This window comes from Vibrio sp. A37, from assembly GCF_059777565.1.
In genome coordinates, this window is sequence record NZ_JBLNLI010000002.1 from 246,142 (window position 1) to 264,528 (window position 18,387).

The 18,387-nt window shown below is 41.3% G+C and carries 17 protein-coding genes; 11 read left to right on the forward strand and 6 right to left on the reverse strand.

Features of this window, described 5'->3' with window-relative positions:
- Positions 1-91 precede the first annotated feature (91 nt).
- Complete coding sequence (locus ACM2FC_RS04750) at positions 92-850, forward strand: substrate-binding periplasmic protein (protein ID WP_498479713.1); 759 nt, start codon at positions 92-94, stop codon at positions 848-850.
- A 75-nt stretch (positions 851-925) separates the two neighbouring features.
- On the opposite strand, the gene ribA is transcribed toward ACM2FC_RS04750, so the two are convergent.
- On the reverse strand, positions 926-1,978 hold the full coding sequence (gene ribA / locus ACM2FC_RS04755) for a GTP cyclohydrolase II (protein WP_498479714.1): 1,053 nt from the start codon (positions 1,976-1,978) through the stop codon (positions 926-928).
- A gap of 653 nt (positions 1,979-2,631) precedes the next feature.
- Between ribA and hppD the strand changes: the two genes are divergently transcribed.
- Genes hppD through maiA form a run of 4 tightly spaced genes read left to right on the forward strand, consistent with a single transcriptional unit; the run spans position 2,632 to position 6,552 of the window.
- A complete protein-coding gene (gene hppD / locus ACM2FC_RS04760) occupies positions 2,632-3,699 on the forward strand; it encodes a 4-hydroxyphenylpyruvate dioxygenase (RefSeq protein ID WP_498479974.1) in 1,068 nt (355 codons plus the stop codon).
- Positions 3,692-4,831, forward strand: a complete 1,140-nt coding sequence (locus tag ACM2FC_RS04765; protein ID WP_498479976.1) for a homogentisate 1,2-dioxygenase — start codon at positions 3,692-3,694, stop codon at positions 4,829-4,831. The genes hppD and ACM2FC_RS04765 overlap by 8 nt, the downstream gene beginning before the upstream one ends.
- Before the next feature lie 17 nt (positions 4,832-4,848).
- A complete protein-coding gene (locus ACM2FC_RS04770; RefSeq protein WP_498479715.1) occupies positions 4,849-5,859 on the forward strand; it encodes a fumarylacetoacetate hydrolase family protein in 1,011 nt (336 codons plus the stop codon).
- A 42-nt stretch (positions 5,860-5,901) separates the two neighbouring features.
- Positions 5,902-6,552, forward strand: a complete 651-nt coding sequence (gene maiA, locus ACM2FC_RS04775) for a maleylacetoacetate isomerase (protein WP_498479716.1) — start codon at positions 5,902-5,904, stop codon at positions 6,550-6,552.
- 9 nt (positions 6,553-6,561) lie between these two features.
- On the opposite strand, the gene ACM2FC_RS04780 is transcribed toward maiA, so the two are convergent.
- The 5 genes from ACM2FC_RS04780 to ACM2FC_RS04800 all read right to left on the reverse strand — a co-directional run bounded on the left by ACM2FC_RS04780 (position 6,562) and on the right by ACM2FC_RS04800 (position 12,786).
- Entirely contained in the window at positions 6,562-7,614 is a 1,053-nt protein-coding gene (locus tag ACM2FC_RS04780) for an FAD-binding oxidoreductase (RefSeq protein WP_498479717.1), read from the reverse strand.
- 59 nt (positions 7,615-7,673) lie between these two features.
- Entirely contained in the window at positions 7,674-9,335 is a 1,662-nt protein-coding gene (gene hcp, locus ACM2FC_RS04785) for a hydroxylamine reductase (RefSeq protein WP_498479718.1), read from the reverse strand.
- Positions 9,336-9,511: 176 nt separating this feature from the next.
- Entirely contained in the window at positions 9,512-11,056 is a 1,545-nt protein-coding gene (gene norR / locus ACM2FC_RS04790) for a nitric oxide reductase transcriptional regulator NorR (RefSeq protein WP_498479719.1), read from the reverse strand.
- A gap of 250 nt (positions 11,057-11,306) precedes the next feature.
- Positions 11,307-12,017, reverse strand: a complete 711-nt coding sequence (locus ACM2FC_RS04795) for a glycerophosphodiester phosphodiesterase family protein (protein WP_498479721.1) — start codon at positions 12,015-12,017, stop codon at positions 11,307-11,309.
- A 211-nt stretch (positions 12,018-12,228) separates the two neighbouring features.
- Positions 12,229-12,786, reverse strand: coding sequence for an outer membrane protein (locus ACM2FC_RS04800; protein WP_498479722.1), 558 nt, complete (start codon positions 12,784-12,786; stop codon positions 12,229-12,231).
- A 381-nt stretch (positions 12,787-13,167) separates the two neighbouring features.
- Between ACM2FC_RS04800 and ACM2FC_RS04805 the strand changes: the two genes are divergently transcribed.
- From ACM2FC_RS04805 to ACM2FC_RS04830, 6 genes are read left to right on the forward strand one after another with little or no spacing between them, the layout of a single operon-like run.
- Positions 13,168-13,941 carry a DUF3450 domain-containing protein gene (locus ACM2FC_RS04805; protein ID WP_498479723.1) on the forward strand — a complete coding sequence of 258 codons (774 nt, stop codon included), beginning with the start codon at positions 13,168-13,170 and terminating at the stop codon, positions 13,939-13,941.
- A complete protein-coding gene (locus ACM2FC_RS04810; RefSeq protein ID WP_498479725.1) occupies positions 13,938-15,320 on the forward strand; it encodes a MotA/TolQ/ExbB proton channel family protein in 1,383 nt (460 codons plus the stop codon). The genes ACM2FC_RS04805 and ACM2FC_RS04810 overlap by 4 nt, the downstream gene beginning before the upstream one ends.
- Entirely contained in the window at positions 15,320-15,886 is a 567-nt protein-coding gene (locus tag ACM2FC_RS04815; RefSeq protein ID WP_498479726.1) for a MotA/TolQ/ExbB proton channel family protein, read from the forward strand. Before ACM2FC_RS04810 ends, ACM2FC_RS04815 begins: the two co-directional genes overlap by 1 nt.
- Positions 15,883-16,287 carry an ExbD/TolR family protein gene (locus ACM2FC_RS04820; protein ID WP_498479727.1) on the forward strand — a complete coding sequence of 135 codons (405 nt, stop codon included), beginning with the start codon at positions 15,883-15,885 and terminating at the stop codon, positions 16,285-16,287. Before ACM2FC_RS04815 ends, ACM2FC_RS04820 begins: the two co-directional genes overlap by 4 nt.
- On the forward strand, positions 16,288-16,920 hold the full coding sequence (locus tag ACM2FC_RS04825) for an energy transducer TonB (RefSeq protein WP_498479728.1): 633 nt from the start codon (positions 16,288-16,290) through the stop codon (positions 16,918-16,920). It abuts the gene before it with no gap.
- Positions 16,917-18,083, forward strand: coding sequence for a tetratricopeptide repeat protein (locus ACM2FC_RS04830; protein ID WP_498479729.1), 1,167 nt, complete (start codon positions 16,917-16,919; stop codon positions 18,081-18,083). Before ACM2FC_RS04825 ends, ACM2FC_RS04830 begins: the two co-directional genes overlap by 4 nt.
- Positions 18,084-18,387 lie beyond the last annotated feature (304 nt).

The window sequence follows — 18,387 nt, forward strand, 5'->3', positions numbered from 1 at the left end:
ATGCAATGTGTTTTATTTAATTTGCTGCTACTTTAAAGATAGACGTTCTTTACGATTAGTAAAAATAATGCATGAACAAATGGAGAGGTTTATGAAGTACATAACTAACTTAACATTAGGTTTTTTACTCTGTTTTGTATCAACCTTAGCCGTAGCGGAGACGGTGAATTACTATGTAATAGCCAAACAAGCGCAGCCTTTTCAAATTGAGGATGGTTCTGAAAAACACTCTGGAATAGTGACAGATATAGTTAAAGCAATTTTTGAGAAAGGTGAGTATCAGCTTAATTATCATACTTATCCGTTTAACCGCATGATCACCATATTAGAAGCTGGAGGCGAGAAAAACTGGATTACGTACGGCAGCCCAAGCTGGGGGCGAGTGCAAGCTGAGAATTTATCAGATCTTCCTATTTATACGGTTAAACATACATTAGTCACAAGCAAATCCGGAGATTTTGAGTTTGAAGGAATGAAGTCAATGAAGGGAAAAGGCATTGTGCTATTGCATGGTTTTGATTATCCACAGTTAGTTCCATACATAAAATCGGGTGACGTGGAGGAAATTCGCGTTAAAAATTATCGCTCTGCGTTTCGGGTGGTCAGCCGTACGCCAGGGGAAACCGCGTTTGTTGAAATGTCTTCAAGGGTTAAATACAATTTGGACAAACTGAGTTTGAATGAAAAAGACTATGATATTCAGGGTTTTAGTTCAATTATACCCGATTATAAAATCTATCTAGCATTTGATAAAAATATGGATCCTAGAATCCAAGCTTTTATCAATCAACGTTTAGCAGAAATGACTCAATCAGGTGAAATTGATTCGATTGTGAGCAAATATATCTAGCTAAACTTGGCAGTCTTAAATGAAATAAAAAGGAGCTTGAGATATCAAGCTCCTTTTTTGGTACTCATTGGATGATTACTTTATGAAAGTAGAATCAAACATATGGCCTAATTTAGAGGCTTTCGTTTGCAGATAGTTGCGATTGTGGGGGTTATTGCCTTCTTGAAGTGGTACTCGCTCTACGACATTAATATTGGCTCTTTGTAGCGCTTTAACCTTTCTAGGGTTATTAGTCATCAAGCGAACTTGCTCGATCCCTAAGTAGCCTAAAATCCCTTGGCAAAACTCATAATTTCTCATGTCTGCAGCAAAACCGAGTTGTTCATTTGCTTGTACGGTATCAGCCCCTTCATCTTGAAGGTGATAAGCTCTCACTTTATTGGATAGGCCAATGCCTCGGCCTTCTTGGCGAAGATACAACAGAACTCCAGCACCTTCTTCGGAAATATTCTTCAGCGCTTTTGAAAGTTGGAATCCACAATCACACCTTGCACTAAATAGAGCATCCCCTGTTAGACATTCGGAGTGAAGACGGATTAATGGGGCCTTAACATTGTTAATGTCACCATATACTAGCGCTAGGTGTTCTTTTTGCGTTGCATGTTCAATGAAAGCGTTCATTTGAAACTCACCCCATTGAGTGGGCAATTTACAGGCATCAATAAAGCTAACTAAATTATATGGTTTGGTTTGTTGTAAGGTTTCACGTACATCCATTAGTATTCTCCCAAGGATATTTTTTCCTTTTCCATTTCCCCCATCCCCCCAGAAAGCATCTTTATGTGAATGTTCTTTTAGCTCTATTCGACCAGTGTTGACCAACTGATGAGCCAAATTAGGGTTTTGGATAAATTTTTCTTTTACGATAGATTCCATAACGCTGACGCGAATGTCATACCAATCAGGACGGGCACGCTCTTCGTATTTTCTACTTAATGCGAATGCGATATCCGGGGTTGTGGCGTTGAGTATCTCTTGCTGAATGATCGAACAAGGGAATTTCTGAGCTTGGTAATAATGTTCGCTCGTTGGCCAAGTCACTCCTGAAATTTCAATATCCACAGGGTAAAAATTGGATAAAAATCCATGAGATTCAAATGGTTCATAAAAAAGAATTGGATTGTCCATAATTTAGCTCCTGACGCAGAAATGTAGGCATGCATTAGATTTCACATCATCAAATTACTATGCATCTACAAGAATAAATTTAGCCAGTCAATATTTCTTAGTCAAACCACAAACTGAATCAATGTCGTGTCTTTAAGTCGGGAAATGTTTTCAATAAGAAGTGAGGAAAAGACTAATACCTTGTAATTAATATGGAATTGTTTTGGAACCAATTCCATATTATGAGCAAAAATAAATATCAATTTTATAAATAAATTTGTAAGCCTGAGCTGTTGCAAATTGCGACTAGAAATGGATGTTTTGAAGCTTAATTTTTACTACTGGAGCTAACAAATTTAGCGTACTCAGTAGCTATCTTTCAACTAAATATACAGATAATCAATTAATCTATAATAAGGTGGGTTTCTAGGTTATTTGTCCTTTGTTTACAGCTATATAGTTCATATTACTCAAGCGATAGCAGAAGATTTGTTTTCAGTATGTTGTACATGTAACGAAAAGGTTACAGCTAACTTGTTGTTGAGAACTATTCTTATTTTCGTTGAAATATACAACTTCTTGTCATTCTGTTGCACATTTTAAAAGTAAGTACATTTCCAAGCATACGTAGTAGTGACAAGGAGAAAAAAATGAATCAGTCAGCGTTACCAAACATGAAAGGCAATCCACTCGGGACAGATGGATTTGAGTTTGTTGAATATACGGCGGCGACAGCTGAAGGAATAGAGCAATTAAAATCACTTTTTAGTTCACTCGGGTTTGCTGAGGTAGCTAAACACCGCTCCAAAGATGCTTGGTTATATCGACAAGGAGACATCAGTTTTATTGTCAATGCTCAGCCACATAGCCAAGCGGAAGAATTCGCTAAAGTCCACGGTCCTTCAGTATGTGGCATGGCGTTTCGTGTCTATGACGCAGCCCAAGCACTTGACCACGCAATGTGCCAAGATGCTAAACGCTATGTCACTGAAATAGGCCCGATGGAGCTGAGTATCCCCGCTATTTATGGCATAGGCGGAAGCTTAATTTATTTTGTGGATAGATATGGCAGTCAAAGCATTTACGATGTTGACTTCCGTTTTTATGATGATGCGAAACAGAGGTTAGAAGAAAAAGACGTCGGTTTATATGAAATCGATCATCTTACTCACAATGTGCAACGTGGTCATATGGACACATGGGCTGGTTTTTATGAGCGTATTGGAAACTTCAAAGAGATCCGTTACTTTGATATTGAAGGCAAGTTGACCGGTCTCGTGAGCCGTGCGATGACCGCACCTTGTGGGAAAATTCGCATCCCTATCAATGAATCTTCTGACGACAAATCTCAAATCGAGGAATTTATCCGAGAGTACAATGGTGAAGGTATTCAACACATCGCGCTAACCACAGACGACATTTATAAAACAGTAGAAACGCTTCGCAATCGAGGTATGGATTTCATGCCAACACCGGATACCTACTACGAAAAAGTCGATAGCAGAGTGGAAGGCCATGGTGAGGAACTTGAGCAATTGAAAAAGCTACGAATTCTCATTGATGGAGCGCCAGAGAAAGACGGTATCTTGCTACAAATCTTTACCCAGACTGTGATTGGTCCAGTATTTTTCGAGATCATTCAGCGCAAAGGAAATGAAGGCTTTGGCGAAGGTAACTTTAAAGCGTTGTTTGAGTCGATAGAAGAAGACCAAATTCGTAGAGGGGTGTTGAATGATGCGTAAGTCCATTTCTTTCCCTCTAAGGGTTGGCGAGTGCTCTCGACAAGCGCATGCGGACTTTCCTGAACGAGCGATTTATGAAAGAGAAGTCGGGCGCAGTGGCTTCTTTGGTCCAGCGACCCACTTTCATCATCAGCATGCTCCGACTGGTTGGAGTGAATGGGAAGGAGAACTGCGCCCACGTGCGTTTAACTTTAATTTGGTCGAGACAGCTTCGCAGCTTTCTCCTTGGTCGGTGCCTAACCTTTTGCATAACGCGGAATGTAAAATCCGAGTATGGAAGATAGATCAGAAAATGGAGTTTTTGGTGCGCAACGCAGATGGCGATGAGCTGTTGTTTATCCATCAGGGTAAAGCGGATTTGTATTGCGATTATGGCCACTTGGAAGTGGGGGAAGGCGATTACGTGTTGATCCCTCGTTCTACTAATTGGCGATTGGAACCACATGAGAAAATGTTCGTACTCATGATTGAAAATACCAATGCGAGTTATTCGTTGCCAGAGAAAGGCATTGTTGGCAATCATGCTGTTTTCGACCCTGCTGTGCTAGAAGTGCCAGATATTAATAAACAGTTCAAAGCACAATACTCTGAAAATGATACACAAGTTCACCTAAAACGGGGTGGAAAAGTAAACGTAGTGACTTACCCATTTAACCCACTAGATACAGTGGGTTGGCATGGTGATTTATCGGTAGTCAAACTCAATTGGAGAGATATTCGCCCATTAATGTCGCACCGATATCATGTCCCACCTTCTGCGCACACTACGTTTGTTGGTGAAGGGTTTGTGGTGTGTACGTTTGTTCCAAGACCCATTGAAAGTGATCCAGGTGCGTTGAAAGTCCCGTTTTATCACAACAACGATGATTTCGATGAGGTGCTTTTTTATCACGCTGGTGACTTCTTCAGTCGAGACAATATCGAAGCTGGAATGGTGACTTTCCACCCTGCAGGGTTTACTCACGGGCCTCACCCTAAAGCTTTTCAAGCGGGTAGAGAGTATAAGAAAAAGTTTACAGACGAAGTTGCGGTGATGATTGATACACGCAATGCGCTTTCATTTACCCAGCAGGCTGAAAAAGTAGAAAATGATCAATATGTGTATAGCTGGCGTGAGCAAAAAGCAGAATAGATATTGAAGGAAAGGATATGAAATTAGCAACGTTAAAAAATGGTCAAAGAGATGGGCAATTGGTCGTTGTGAGTCGAGATTTATCTCGCTATGTAGCGGTTACGAACATTGCCGAGACACTTCAGCAAGCGCTGGATAATTGGAAGTATGTTGAATCTCAATTACAAGAGATCTACCACGCACTGAATGATGGAAGTGTTGCCAACGAGAAAGCGTTTGATTCCTTCGAATGTGAATCTCCACTGCCTAGGGCGTACCAGTGGGCTGACGGTTCAGCTTACGTTAATCATGTTGAGTTAGTTCGCAAAGCTCGTGGAGCTGAAATGCCGCCAAGTTTTTGGACAGATCCTTTGATGTATCAAGGTGGATCGGATACTTTTATTGGCCCACGTGATGAGATTCGAATGGAGGACGAAAGTTGGGGTATAGACTTTGAGGGTGAAGTTGCTGTTATAACTGGTGATGTGCCAATGGGCGTATCTGAAGAGCAAGCTGCACCATCGATTCGTTTACTTATGCTTGTTAACGATGTATCACTTAGAGGATTAATTCCAAACGAACTGGGTAAAGGGTTTGGTTTTTTTCAATCTAAGCCTTCTTCCTCGTTTTCACCTGTAGCCATTACTCCAGATGAACTAGGAGATGCGTGGGATGGTGGTAAGGTCAACTTACCGCTTGTTTCTACCTACAATGAAAAGCCATTCGGCTGCCCAAACGCAGGCGTTGATATGACGTTTGAATTTCCCAAACTGATTTCTCATGCTGCTAAAACACGGCCTTTATCAGCAGGCTCAATTATCGGGTCTGGAACGGTTTCAAATAAGCAGGGAACTGAGTATGGAACGGCAATTGACGAAGGTGGTGTAGGGTATTCTTGTATCGCAGAAGTCAGAATGATTGAAACTATTCGCGATGGGAAACCGAGCACACAATTTATGCAATTCGGCGATACCATCAAACTAGAAATGTTTGATTTGCAAGGACATAGCTTGTTTGGAGCTATAGACCAAAAGCTTGTTAAGTATTAGACCATACACACGTTCTAGTCCTACAACTAATAAGGAATAAAAATGGCAAACATCAAACTCTACAGCTACTGGCGTTCATCGGCGGCATATCGAGTTCGGATAGCGCTAAACCTAAAAGATCTCGATTATGACACTGTTCCCGTTCATTTGGTTAAAAATGGTGGGGAGCAGCATTCTATGGAGTTTGGTGCATTAAATGCTAGTGAGTTAGTGCCAGTTTTAGTTGATGGAGATATCACTTTAAATCAATCTTTAGTGATCATTGATTACTTGGAAGATAGATACTCAGGACATGAGCTGATACCGGATGATATGCAACAAAAATATTTAGTTAAAGCGTTAGCTCAAGATATCGCGGTGGATATCCACCCGATAAACAATCTACGTGTACTTCAGTATTTAACGGGAAAGCTTGATGTTGCAGACGCTGAAAAAGGGAATTGGTATCGACATTGGATAGATGTCGGCTTTCAAGCATTTGAGAAGAAAGTATCGAAAGTGGCAGGAAAATATTGTGTTGGCGACTCAATTTCACTTGCGGACGTTTGCTTGGTCCCACAGGTATACAATGCCGAGAGATTTGACCTAGATATGGACAGGTTTCCTAGAATTTCGCAGATTGTTACTAAATTAAGGAAGCATCCGGCTTTTGAAGAGGCTGCCCCCGAAAGGGCGCCGGATGCTAATTCTTAAAATTGTTGATTAACCGAGCTCGACTTCTACGTCGCTGTCGAGGGTTGAAGAACAAGCTAACACGTAGCCAGCTTCAATTTCTGATGCAGTTAGTGGAGCTTGGCTAGTACTCGTCACTTTCCCTTTGATCACTTTGCATTTGCATGAACCACATATACCGCTGCGACAGGCTAAAATCACGGGTAGCCCAGCTTGCTCGAGAGAATCCCCCAAAAGACTGTTTTCATCGGCTGAAAGGTTAGCACCAAATTTAGGTATGGAAACAGTTACTTTACGTTCTTTTACTTCTGGAATGTTTTGTGACGAGTTCGTTGCTGGAGTAAAGCTTTCTTGGTGAAATAGACTCATGTCAACGGCCATATTTTGCAAATATGACTTAACGTCGAGCATGAATTGGCTCGGGCCACAAAGATATATGCTGCGCTCACGAATATCTGGGACAAGCATTTCAAGCCAATTTTGATCTAGCCAGCCTTCATGATAATCACTATTTCCTGCATCTTGTAACAACAGCTGTAAATGGAAATTCTCATAGTGACTGTTTAATGTCTCAAGCTCATCAAAGTAAATAGTGTTCGTCAAATCTTGCGCAGTGTGCAAAAAAGTGATGTCAACGTCACTGGTTTTGAGTAAGTGTTTTGCCATGGAGTAGACTGGAGTGATGCCACACCCTGCACTTAGCATTAGCGCTTTTTTCCGACCAAAGAATGTCACTGGTGGATGGTCGATACAGTTAAACTCTCCAGCGGGCTTTAACACTGATACAGAGTCACCAATATTGAGTTGGTCGACAACATAGTTCGACATAAGACCGTTAGGTACTTTTTTTATCGTTAGCTGAAGATAGTCGTCATTCGGTGTTGAGCTTAGCGAATAAGAGCGATATTCAGTTTTACCATTTATCTCAATACCAAGTGATATAAACTGACCCGGTTTAAAGTCAAAACCAGCATCAGTTTTGTCACTACAGGCAATTTTGACGCTTACGGCATCGGGTGTTTCATGCCATTTGTCGACGCATTTAAAACTATTGTTATTAGAGAAAATAGAAGATTCTTGCATAAGGCCAATACTCTTAGAAAACAAGCTCTCCACGTATAGTGGAGAGCCATAACGCTAGATTAAGCGGCTAAAATAGCTTTCATGTCAGCGTCGACAGTAGAGATTGGACGCATATCAAATTTTTCTTGAATGATAGCCAATAGATTATCAGTTAAGAAAGCAGGCGCAGTTGGGCCTGTGTAAATACCTTTTACACCTAGAGCAAACAGGGTAAGAAGAATGACGATTGCTTTTTGCTCGAACCAAGATAGAACAAGTGTTAGCGGTAGCTCATTGATATCGCAGTCGAACTCTTTTGCAAGAGCAAGAGCTAACTGAATAGCTGAGTAAGCGTCGTTACATTGACCGATATCTAGTAGGCGAGGGATGCCGTTGATGTCGCCGAATTCTTTTTTGTTGAAGCGGTATTTACCACATGCGAGAGTAAGGATCACAGTATCATCTGGTGCTTCTGTCGCGAAGTCAGTGTAGTAATTACGTTCTTCTTTGTCACCGTCACAGCCACCAACTAGGAAGAAGTGCTTAATGTTGCCTTCTTTTACTTGCTCAATAACAGCTGGAGCAGCAGCCATTAAAGCATTGCGGCCAAAACCTACAGTAATGTTGTGCTCGATCTCTGAGAACGGGAAACCTTTTTGGTTTAATGCACACTCAATTACTTCGCTGAAGTCGTCACCTTCGATATGTGTAACACCTGGCCAACCAACAATGCTACGAGTAAAGATACGATCTCCATACTGACCAATATTTGGATTCAGTAGACAGTTAGAAGTCATTACGATAGCACCCGGGAAACGAGCAAACTCACTTTGTTGATTTTGCCATGCGCTACCGTAGTTACCGACTAGATGAGGATATTTTTTCAACTCTGGGTATGCGTGTGCAGGAAGCATTTCCCCGTTTGTATAAACATTGATACCTTTGCCTTCTGTTTGTTGAAGAATTTTCTCTAAGTCATGCAAGTCGTGGCCAGATACGAGAATACATTTACCTTCAACGGCTTTTACGTTTACTTGAGTTGGTTCTGGGTGACCAAACGTGCTGGTTTCACCGTGGTCAAGCATCTCCATCACTTTGTAGTTCATCAGGCCAATTTGCATTGAACAATCAAGAAGCTCAGTCAACTCAACGGGATCAGTTCCTAACCAAGCCATAATTTGGTGGTATTCAGCAAAAACGTCATTGTTTGTTTGATGTAGAACACGCGCGTGTTCCATATAAGCTGCAGCGCCTTTAAGACCGTATAAACAAAGAAGTCTTAGTCCAATTACGTCTTCAGAAAGAGTCTCTTTTCCGCGGTTAACAGCTACTTGAGGAGCAAGCTCTAAGATTTCTTCTGCAGTCTCTGGTAATTCAAATAATGCGACAGCAGGAAGCTCTGGCAGCGCTTTGTCAGATAATTTGTATGCTGCGATGACTTTTTCGCGCAGACGCAATTTAAATACGCTTGCTTGTTTTGCAAATTCGATGATTTTTTCTGGGTCAAAGTTTACGTTGGTTAGAGTAGAAAAGAATGCTTTTGGAGCCCATTGGTTTACTTCATCATCAATGATATCTATATCGTTCGCTAAATTCGCCCAGTATGAGACACCCTGAAGACAGTAAACAAGTACATCTTGTAGATCCGACACTTCAGCCGTCTTTCCGCACATACCTTGCGTGTAAGAACAACCTTTGCCGAATGCTGTTTGAATAGTCTGTTCACATTGAATACAGAACATAAGAGATTCTCCAGTGTTAGTGTTTTTCTATTTGAATTAGATAGTTAAGGCTAACTTGCAGGTAGTGTGCCAAAGTTTAACTTGTTGATATTTAATGGTTTTTGTTTGTCTTGAATTAGCACTAGATGTTGTTTAAACATCATGATTGTTGTTATAAACACAACACTTTCATGTCTTCAAAGTTTTTCTTTGTTACTTTTGACACCGAGCTTTTTACCCATTCGATACAAATTACCTCTATCCACTTGTAAGAATTGAGCGGCTTTTGACCAGATCCCCCCTGACTTATCAAGCGCATGATTGATTAAGCTCTTTTGATATTCTTCAACAAGAACTCGCATACTTTGGCTTTGTTTAGGGAAAAGTTTCGATGTTTTTTTAACATCATTGCTGGTTTTTAGTGAATCAAAATGCGCACGTTGAATAGTATGGCTATCATCTTGAATCGCTCTAAGCGCGGCGCGGGTTAATGTATGTTCTAGTTCGCGTATATTGCCCAGCCATGGGAATTGTTCTAGTGCTGACAGTGCTTTTGGGTTGATGTGCAGGTTCGGTACGTTGAATTGATGGCGAACTTTTTCTAGTAAGTACCCAGCCAATACTGGAATGTCACCTTCCCGGTTTCTTAGTGGTGGTACAGCAATAGGGAAAACGTTTAAGCGATGATATAAATCAGCTCGAAAACCGCCTTGTTCGACTTCTTTTTCTAAGTCTCTATTGGTCGCTGCAATAAGCCTGACGTCTACAATATGATGTTTATCGCTGCCGACTCGTTGAATTTCACCCTGCTGTATCACACGAAGTAGTTTCGCTTGTAATGATAAAGGTAGCTCACCGAGCTCATCCAAGAACAAAGTACCGCCATCTGCCAATTCAAATTTCCCGGTACGATGGCTATTTGCTCCAGTAAAAGCACCTTTTACATGACCAAATAATTCACTTTCCGCCAATGTTTCTGGCAAGGCTGCGCAGTTGACATAAATCATTGGCTTGTCACTTCTATTCGACTGTGCGTGAATGTTGTGAGCCACCAGCTCTTTACCTGTACCGGTTTCACCAGTAATCAGTACCGCATAGTCAGATTTAGCTACCGTAGAAATATTGGTTCTTAGTTGAGTCACCTGCGGGCTAAGGCCAATCATTTCTCCCTTAGATGACCGAGCTTGTTGAATTAACGCTTGATTGACCGTTTTTTGTCTTTTATTCAACTCTTTCAGAGATTTTATTTGACCGATATTGCGTAGTGAAGCTGCTGCTAATGCTGTAAAGGTTTGAATTGCAAAAGGTTCTATAGCATCAAAGGCACCCACGGTGAGGGAATCCAACGTGATGATTCCGACCAGCTGACCTTCAACGTAAAGGCTACTTCCCATACAGTCGTGTACAGCTAACGAATTCTCCTCGCTGACAAGAACACCATCAAAAGGATCGGGTAAGTCGCAATCAGCATCGAACCGAACGGGTTTATCGCTTTCAATGATTGCAGCAAGGCGAGGGTGCGCTTTAGGGTAAAAACGTCTTCCTAAAACTGTGTGTGGTAGCCCTTTGACAGCAACTGGGGTTAAAAAACCATTTTTATCAAAGATAAAAATAGCGCTTGCATCACATGGAAAAACTTTACTGATACCGTCTACAAGGTTTTGGTATTGTTTTTCACAAGAGAAGTTGGAAGACAGGTTTGACAATATATCTAGATAGACTTGCTGAAAATCAACTTTCATGATTCTTTCCACGGTTGTAAGCAGTGGAAAAAATACTAACAAGATGCTGTCGGATGTACATCGTGTTGAAAAGATAATTGATGTTTAATTGACTACAGTCAATTCTTAGTTAAGTAGAGCTTAAATCTATATAGAATTCAATAGCATTAAGTACTAATAAATTGGGCAACTTTGCACTTATTGCTGTATTAGATATTCCTAAAATCGTTTTTGAATTAAGAGGAGCTGGCCACGCTCCCCTTGGTTGCTATCAGTTGATAAACCGAGTAGGAAAGTTACTGAAAATAGCATCGACTTTATTTAGATGCTTGAATTGCTTAGGCGTGTTAACTGTAAAGCACCAAACCTGATAGCCGGCTTCTTGTAGCTTTTGTATATGTGTTGCGCTTGTCCAACGATAATAGAGATGGCAGCTAAATGCGTTAACCTCTTCAAGTAATGACCAGACACATGCGGAAAGTCTTTTCCCGATAACGCCCAATTTATATCCTGGACAATGGGTGTGTAATAAACGCATCACTTCATGGTTAAAACTGGACAAGAGGATATTCTCTTTATTTAATGTGCTCTTGTTGAGCGCTTCTACCACTTTGTCGACAACCATTTTGGTATTTTGAGTATCAATCTTAATCTCAATGTTTATGGCTAGGTTTTTCTCTTCAACTAGCTGCAACATTTCGTCGAGAGTAAGGATTCGTTCGTTGGTAAATTCTGCGTCAAACCAACCACCAAAGTCGAGTTGACGTAGCTCTTCTAAGGTGTGGCTATCCACTCTACCATGCCCGTTACTGCAACGATCAATGGTATGGTCATGATTGACAACCAACACGTGATCTTTTGTTGGTTGTACATCAATTTCGACCCAAGTAATTCCCATACTTGCTGCTGCTTGAATACTGGCCTTCGTATTTTCTGGGTGCGTGCCCGCAGCACCTCTGTGGCCAACAATTAATGGTGACATAGATTTACCTTAAGTATATAAACTTCCTAGATTTATATTACAGCACACTTGTCTATATGATGCGAAATCAACGTTGTGCGTATTAAACTGCGGATACTATCGGACAAAAATGTCATTTCAATGAAATCGATATGGAAAGAGCAAAAGAAGTCAACAGCTATGCAGGGATGCTGACTTCTTTCTAATTGCTGTTAGACGAACTATGGTTCAATTAAAAACGATACTGCAGGCCAGCCATCAAGGAAGTGATGTCGCCTGTACCTCCTGTTCCATTGTCACCAAAGTATTTTGTGGCGGTTAGGTTAAGCGAGGTTTGTGGGGCTAGATTGACACCAAAGCCAGCGGCAAGCAACGGTACGAGATCAGTGTTGCTTCCGCCAAAGTTGGCGTCTTGCATCACTTGATACGATAGGCCTGCTTTTCCTAATAAGTAAAACGCTGGATTTAGATCGAATTTCACCACGCCAGCTGCATCATAACCATAGTTATCAACGGTCGCGTACACTGTGTTGTTGCTATTTCGAATATTCGAACTACCTAAATAGTTGATAGAGCCTTCAAAGCCTGCGTGGACTTGAGGAGCTGTTTCGGTGAGAGCACCGACAGAAACACCGAGAGCGGTATCATCAGTGCTGGTGGAATAACCGCCATTATAGAAAACACTGTCATTGTTGGTAACACCAATATGACCATTGACGTATGGAGTAAACTCTGCGGCGTTGGCGCCGAAACTAGCAACTGCAAGACCTACGATTAATGCTTTTTTCATGTTTCACTCTTTGTGTTGTATTAGGAACTATCGACACCATTGCTGACAGCTCTAAAAGGATATTAGAGTGGAATGAGAAAAGTTCAATAGGCTTAAATCTTGCGCATAGAATTCGAAATAACTCATTGTAAATTCTATGAAAACTCAATGAAAAATATCTATGTTAGTATATGGGTAAGTCATTGTATCTTCGTGAGCTATTGAATCCTTATGTCATAGAAATTGCAGATACTTTTCTATGTTAAATTTCAGTGATTTTGCTCTGTTTCCAATCGCTAATGTAGTTACAATGACTTTCTACTTGATAATGAGAGCTTTTATCATTAAGCTTGGTTCTCATTCAACATACGTCTTTTAGATTTAGAGTAATTGATTGCTATTATGAGACTTTTCAAATCTGCAGTGTTGGTCGGGATGACCATCATGTTTTCTACCGCTTATGCCGACGAGTTTAACTCTGCTCAAGCAATTCAAAACCAAACCAATACTCACTCTGTTCAAAGCCAACAAAAAGTTGATTCTAGTGCAGATGCATCCATCAAGCTGAGAGCTGAAATCGAGCAATTAAAGCAGCAAGTAAATAATATGACGATCTATAGAGACCATTTATCTGCAATGATTGCAAGCCAACAGCAAGAAATGAAAAGTATTAATACTCAAATTGGCGAAATTAACCAAACACGCCAAGGTTTAGTGCCTTTGATGTACAAAATGATCGATGGTTTAAAGCAAATTATTGCCTCGAGCAAACCGATTCAAATCGAGCAACGAGAAGCACGCGTTAAAAAGCTGCAAACATTGATGTCACAAGCCGATGTGAGCGATGCAGAAAAGTATCGCCAAATCATAGAGGCGTACCAAATTGAGCTGGACTACGGGAATAAGCTACAACAGTATTCATCTCAAATAACGCTACCTACCGGTAAAAAAATAGAAGCGCAAATTTTGCATTTAGGTCGAGTTTCCCTTATCGCACGCAATCCTGACCACTCTCAATATTGGGTGTGGAGTGATGCAACACAAAGCTGGACGCCTGCTGATAGTTCAATTTCTCAAAAGCTAAATCAGGCGTATTTAGTGGCGAATAAGCAAGAAACGCCGAGTCTGCTAGAGTTGCCAGTATCCCTCAACGTAGCAAAAGGAGAGACGAAATGAGACTGATGAAAACGTTTTTGCTCCTCAGCCTTGTTGCTACTTCTTTCCAATCTTTTGCAAGCGATAGTCTGGTATCCAAAGCTAAGCTCGAAAATCAGCAGCAAAAAGCTCTAGACGAAAAGCGTCAAGTTGAATTCAAACAAACAGAACTTGCTTTGCGTCAGGAAAAAGTTGAGCTACTCAGAAAGAGGAACACGCTTCAGCAGCAAACTGACAAGTTAACCAAACAGTTTAGCTCTAATGAAACAAAGCTGGCAAAATTATCAGATACATTGAGGTTGCAGTCAGGCAGCTTAGGTGAACTTTTTGGTGTGGTTAGACAAAATGCCAAAGAGTTAGACTCTGATCTGAAACACTCCGTGACGAGTATTGATGCAAATAAATATTCTACAGTGGTCAGTCAAATTGTTGCGGCTAAAACCTTGCCTTCAATCGATCAGCTAACCGGATTGTGGAAAAGTTTCGAAGAGCAAATTGTTGCGAGTGGCCAGCTGGCAAATGTTCAAGTACCTTACATTGAGGGTAGCGGTGAGGTGAAAACGGTTCCAGCCATTCGGCTCGGTGCGTTTGGCCTAGTGACTGATAAAGGATATGTAAGCTGGAATGAAGCTTCGCAAGAAGCGAGGGACTACACAAAACAACCCGAAAACGGCCCAACACTTTCGTCTCTCGCAGCACTATCAAATGGCAAAATAGAGAACGTTGTCATCGATCCTTCGAAAGGTGAAATCTTAAATCAGTTGGGCGATGTGCCGAGTTTAATGCAGAGGCTACAACAAGGTGGGGTCGTCGGAGAAATCATTCTTGTATTGCTCGCTATTGGGTTAATTATTGCGGGTGTTCGAGGTGTGTATCTTTTCAAAGTGCAAAAACAAATTCGTAGCCAGCTAAAAAACCTAAAAACTCCTGCAGACAATCCGCTTGGTCGAGTGTTGAATGTTTACTATCAAGAACCGAATCGTTCCGTTGAAGCGTTAGAACTCAGGCTGCTAGAAGCTATTGTTGATGAGCAAGCCCATTTGGAGAAGGGTTTGTCGATGTTAAAGTTATTGGCAGCGATCGCTCCAATGTTGGGTTTACTAGGAACAGTGGCAGGTATGATAGAAACATTCCAAGTGATTACTCAGTTTGGTAATGGTGATCCGAAGGTAATGGCTGGTGGTATCTCGATGGCTCTCGTAACGACTGTACTCGGTTTGGTGTCTGCTATTCCGCTTCTGTTGGCGCACAACGTGCTGAGTTCACAAGCTGAAAAAGTCCGCACGATACTAGAAAAGCAAGGTATTGGTATTGTTGCTGAGCAAGCAGAGTTAGATAAAAACGGTGACAATCTGGAGAATGTAGAGAACTCTGAAAACTCCGTTGGGAATGTCGCATAATGAATTTTTCCACCTTCTTTCAATGGTTAGCTAGCTCCGATTTGCTATCAAACCCTTGGCTAGAATCTTTGCATCACTTTATGCAGCAAGGTGGTCAAGTATTGTGGTGGCTAGCTGGTGTTGTGTTCGTTTGCTGGCTACTCATTCTTGAACGCTATTTGTATATTTTGTTGAATTTTCCCAAGGAAAGGCAGGTATGGATTAATGCTTGGTTGGCCAGAGAAGATCATAGTTCTTGGTACGCAACGTCTATTCGTGATGGTTGGCTAGGTAAAGCACATATTCAGTTGCAGCAAAACCTAAGCATCATAAAAGTACTTGTTTCTCTTTGCCCAATGTTAGGTTTACTTGGAACAGTAACAGGAATGATCTCTGTCTTTGACGTAATGGCTACTCAAGGAAGTAGCGATCCTAAATTAATGGCGTCTGGAATTTCGTTGGCAACGCTACCAACCTTAGCGGGAATGGTCGCAGCACTTGCTGGCATGTTCGTGCACGCTCGTCTGTCTAAAAAATGTCGTATGTTAGAGCTTAAATTAGAAAAATCTTTAAGGAGTCGTCAATGAGACTTGGTCGACGTCATCATAAAACCGATGAAGCGCAAATCGATCTAACGTCTATGCTAGACATCGTCTTTATCATGTTGATTTTCTTTATCGTTACGAGCTCATTTGTCCGAGAATCTGGGGTGGAAGTTAACGCTCCCAAAGCGTCTCACGCCGTCAATCAAAAAAGCTCCAGTATTTTCGTCGCGATAACGTCTTCTAACGATATCTATATTGATAAGCGAATCATTGATCCAGAAAGAGTTCAGGCAACCATAGAAAACCTAATTATCGATAAACCCAATGCATCCTTGGTAATACAGGCAGATAAGCATGCCTACAATGGCACCGTTGTTGAAGTGATGGATGCGGCGAAAGGAGCGGGAATAAAGAACATTGCTTTGGCCGCGGAGAAACCCTAAATGTCTAGGTGGATCATAGCATTTCCGCTAGCCATTGTTGTCGCTATTGGCTTGTTTAGTTTTATGGCATGGATGGTCAATGATGGGGGCCATCGAGCCCCCAAGAAAAGTGATAGTCTGCAGTTCAATCTATTTATGACTCAGCAGGAAGAGCATGTACAAAGACGGCAGAGAACTTTGCCCAAACCGCCAAAAGCTGCGCCTGCGCCACCAAAAGAAACATCAATGTCAGTCGGTGCACCCAATCAACATTTATCTCAGCCAGCGTTGTCATCCCCTTCGTTCGCAGTTGCTGGTATTACGAGCTCAATTGACGGAATTAGCATCAATGCACCGGCTTTAGGAGGAATTGGCGGTAACCAACAAGCAATGCCTATTTATCGAATAGAGCCGGTTTATCCTACGGAAGCTCGAAAAAGAAAGATGGAGGGTTATGTAGTGTTGAGCTATAGCATTGATAAAGAGGGAAGAACAGCTGATATTAAAATAATAGAAGCGAACCCAAAACGAATCTTTGATAGAAGATCTATTCAAGCCCTTAGCAAGTGGAAATTTCAACCAAAGCTGGTAGATGGACACCCTGTCGAACGAGTGGGACTCACTCAAAAATTTGAGTACAAAATATCAAAATGAAAAAACCGCTAGTTTTCTTTCTTCTTACGTTAACCTTGGGCCTATGCGCGAATGTTTACGCTGAAACCCTAAGCCAATATACAATCAATAACGTTCAGCAAGCGAACCATTTGGCAGGTGAAAAAAAATATCCTGAAGCGATTAAGCTGCTGAGTAAACTAGCGTTAACTCGTAAGTATGATAAAGCGTATGTTGCAAGAATGTTGGGTGTCTTTTATTGGCAAAATAACCAGACTAAGTTAGCAATCGAGCAACTGACTTATGCAGTAAATAGCAAAGCCTTACAAGATTCTGAAGCTTGGACAACAGAAAAAATGTTGGCTGATCTTCTTTTGATGCAACACGAATATAGCAAGTCTCTACAGTATTACTATGCACTAACGAATAGCATTCCAAAGCAAGAGAGCGGAGAAGAGTTATGGCTGAGAATCGCGCAAGCGAATTATCAGCTAAGCCGTTGGAGCGAGGTGTTAATTGCTATGAAGCGTTATGATGACTATGGTTCCCAGCCAGCCGTTTCACCGTTGTCACTCAAACTTGGCGCGCAGGTGCAGCTCAAGCAGTGGGGTGGAGCTGAAACGAGTGCTAAAGGGCTGATTTCTTTAGAGCCAGCGAGTCTTAATTGGTGGCGCCAACTAGTGGCTATTCAGCTTAGACAGAATAACGCTAAAGCTGCATTGAGCACATTGGCGTTGGCTCAGTTGAAAGGACTACCATTGAGTCAGAAAGACATACAGTTGCTAGCTCAACTGTATGTGCAAGTGGGTATTCCTTTGCGAGCCGCCCAAACCTTACAGCAGCTTAAAGAGCTTGATTCAAATATAAACCTTCTTACCCAACAAGCGACCTACTGGCAGCTTGCTAAAGATTGGAATAGAGCGGAAAAAGCTTGGCTTTTAGCTGCACGCAAAGACGATAAATATCGTTGGAATGCTATCCAGATACTGATTCAACAAGGTAAAGACAAAGAAGCAATATCGGAGCTTGATAAGGTAACTGATTCCCATCAGCAAGCGAAAGTGGCGTTAGTTAAGGCTCAAGCCTATTACCGACTGGATGAGTTAAAACTGGCGTTAGTAGAAGCGAAACGTTCGGAAAAATTGAAAGGTAGTGAGAAAGCTCGCAGTTGGATAAAATACTTGTCTGCTCAAGTTAATATGTAATAGGAAATACCTTGAATCGAATGAATAAGTAGTGTGGCAGTATATACTCAAATTCCGCGTAGCAATTGTACAATAACTCTAATTTAATCTTAAGGTTATCCCCACAGCTCACTTCGTAAAGCAATAAGCAACTATGGGTAGGGAGAGATTTGTGCCATGACCAACCTCTCTTTATATCAATTGGAAATTAGCTTATATCATAAAAAACTTTGATAACCATCACTCAAGCGGCTATATCTAGATTGTAAATTAAATGTAAATAAATTGTTATTATTTGGTTTTGTTATTGACATTTAATGATTTT

Excerpts from the sequence above, each read along its gene's own strand:
- ACM2FC_RS04750 (WP_498479713.1), top strand. The coding sequence starts at position 92 with ATGAAGTACATAACTAACTTAACATTAGGTTTTTTACTCTGTTTTGTA.
- ribA (WP_498479714.1), bottom strand. The coding sequence starts at position 1,978 with ATGGACAATCCAATTCTTTTTTATGAACCATTTGAATCTCATGGATTT.
- hppD (WP_498479974.1), top strand. The coding sequence starts at position 2,632 with ATGAAAGGCAATCCACTCGGGACAGATGGATTTGAGTTTGTTGAATAT.
- ACM2FC_RS04765 (WP_498479976.1), top strand. The coding sequence starts at position 3,692 with ATGCGTAAGTCCATTTCTTTCCCTCTAAGGGTTGGCGAGTGCTCTCGA.
- ACM2FC_RS04770 (WP_498479715.1), top strand. The coding sequence starts at position 4,849 with ATGAAATTAGCAACGTTAAAAAATGGTCAAAGAGATGGGCAATTGGTC.
- maiA (WP_498479716.1), top strand. The coding sequence starts at position 5,902 with ATGGCAAACATCAAACTCTACAGCTACTGGCGTTCATCGGCGGCATAT.
- ACM2FC_RS04780 (WP_498479717.1), bottom strand. The coding sequence starts at position 7,614 with ATGCAAGAATCTTCTATTTTCTCTAATAACAATAGTTTTAAATGCGTC.
- hcp (WP_498479718.1), bottom strand. The coding sequence starts at position 9,335 with ATGTTCTGTATTCAATGTGAACAGACTATTCAAACAGCATTCGGCAAA.
- norR (WP_498479719.1), bottom strand. The coding sequence starts at position 11,056 with ATGAAAGTTGATTTTCAGCAAGTCTATCTAGATATATTGTCAAACCTG.
- ACM2FC_RS04795 (WP_498479721.1), bottom strand. The coding sequence starts at position 12,017 with ATGTCACCATTAATTGTTGGCCACAGAGGTGCTGCGGGCACGCACCCA.
- ACM2FC_RS04800 (WP_498479722.1), bottom strand. The coding sequence starts at position 12,786 with ATGAAAAAAGCATTAATCGTAGGTCTTGCAGTTGCTAGTTTCGGCGCC.
- ACM2FC_RS04805 (WP_498479723.1), top strand. The coding sequence starts at position 13,168 with ATGAGACTTTTCAAATCTGCAGTGTTGGTCGGGATGACCATCATGTTT.
- ACM2FC_RS04810 (WP_498479725.1), top strand. The coding sequence starts at position 13,938 with ATGAGACTGATGAAAACGTTTTTGCTCCTCAGCCTTGTTGCTACTTCT.
- ACM2FC_RS04815 (WP_498479726.1), top strand. The coding sequence starts at position 15,320 with ATGAATTTTTCCACCTTCTTTCAATGGTTAGCTAGCTCCGATTTGCTA.
- ACM2FC_RS04820 (WP_498479727.1), top strand. The coding sequence starts at position 15,883 with ATGAGACTTGGTCGACGTCATCATAAAACCGATGAAGCGCAAATCGAT.
- ACM2FC_RS04825 (WP_498479728.1), top strand. The coding sequence starts at position 16,288 with ATGTCTAGGTGGATCATAGCATTTCCGCTAGCCATTGTTGTCGCTATT.
- ACM2FC_RS04830 (WP_498479729.1), top strand. The coding sequence starts at position 16,917 with ATGAAAAAACCGCTAGTTTTCTTTCTTCTTACGTTAACCTTGGGCCTA.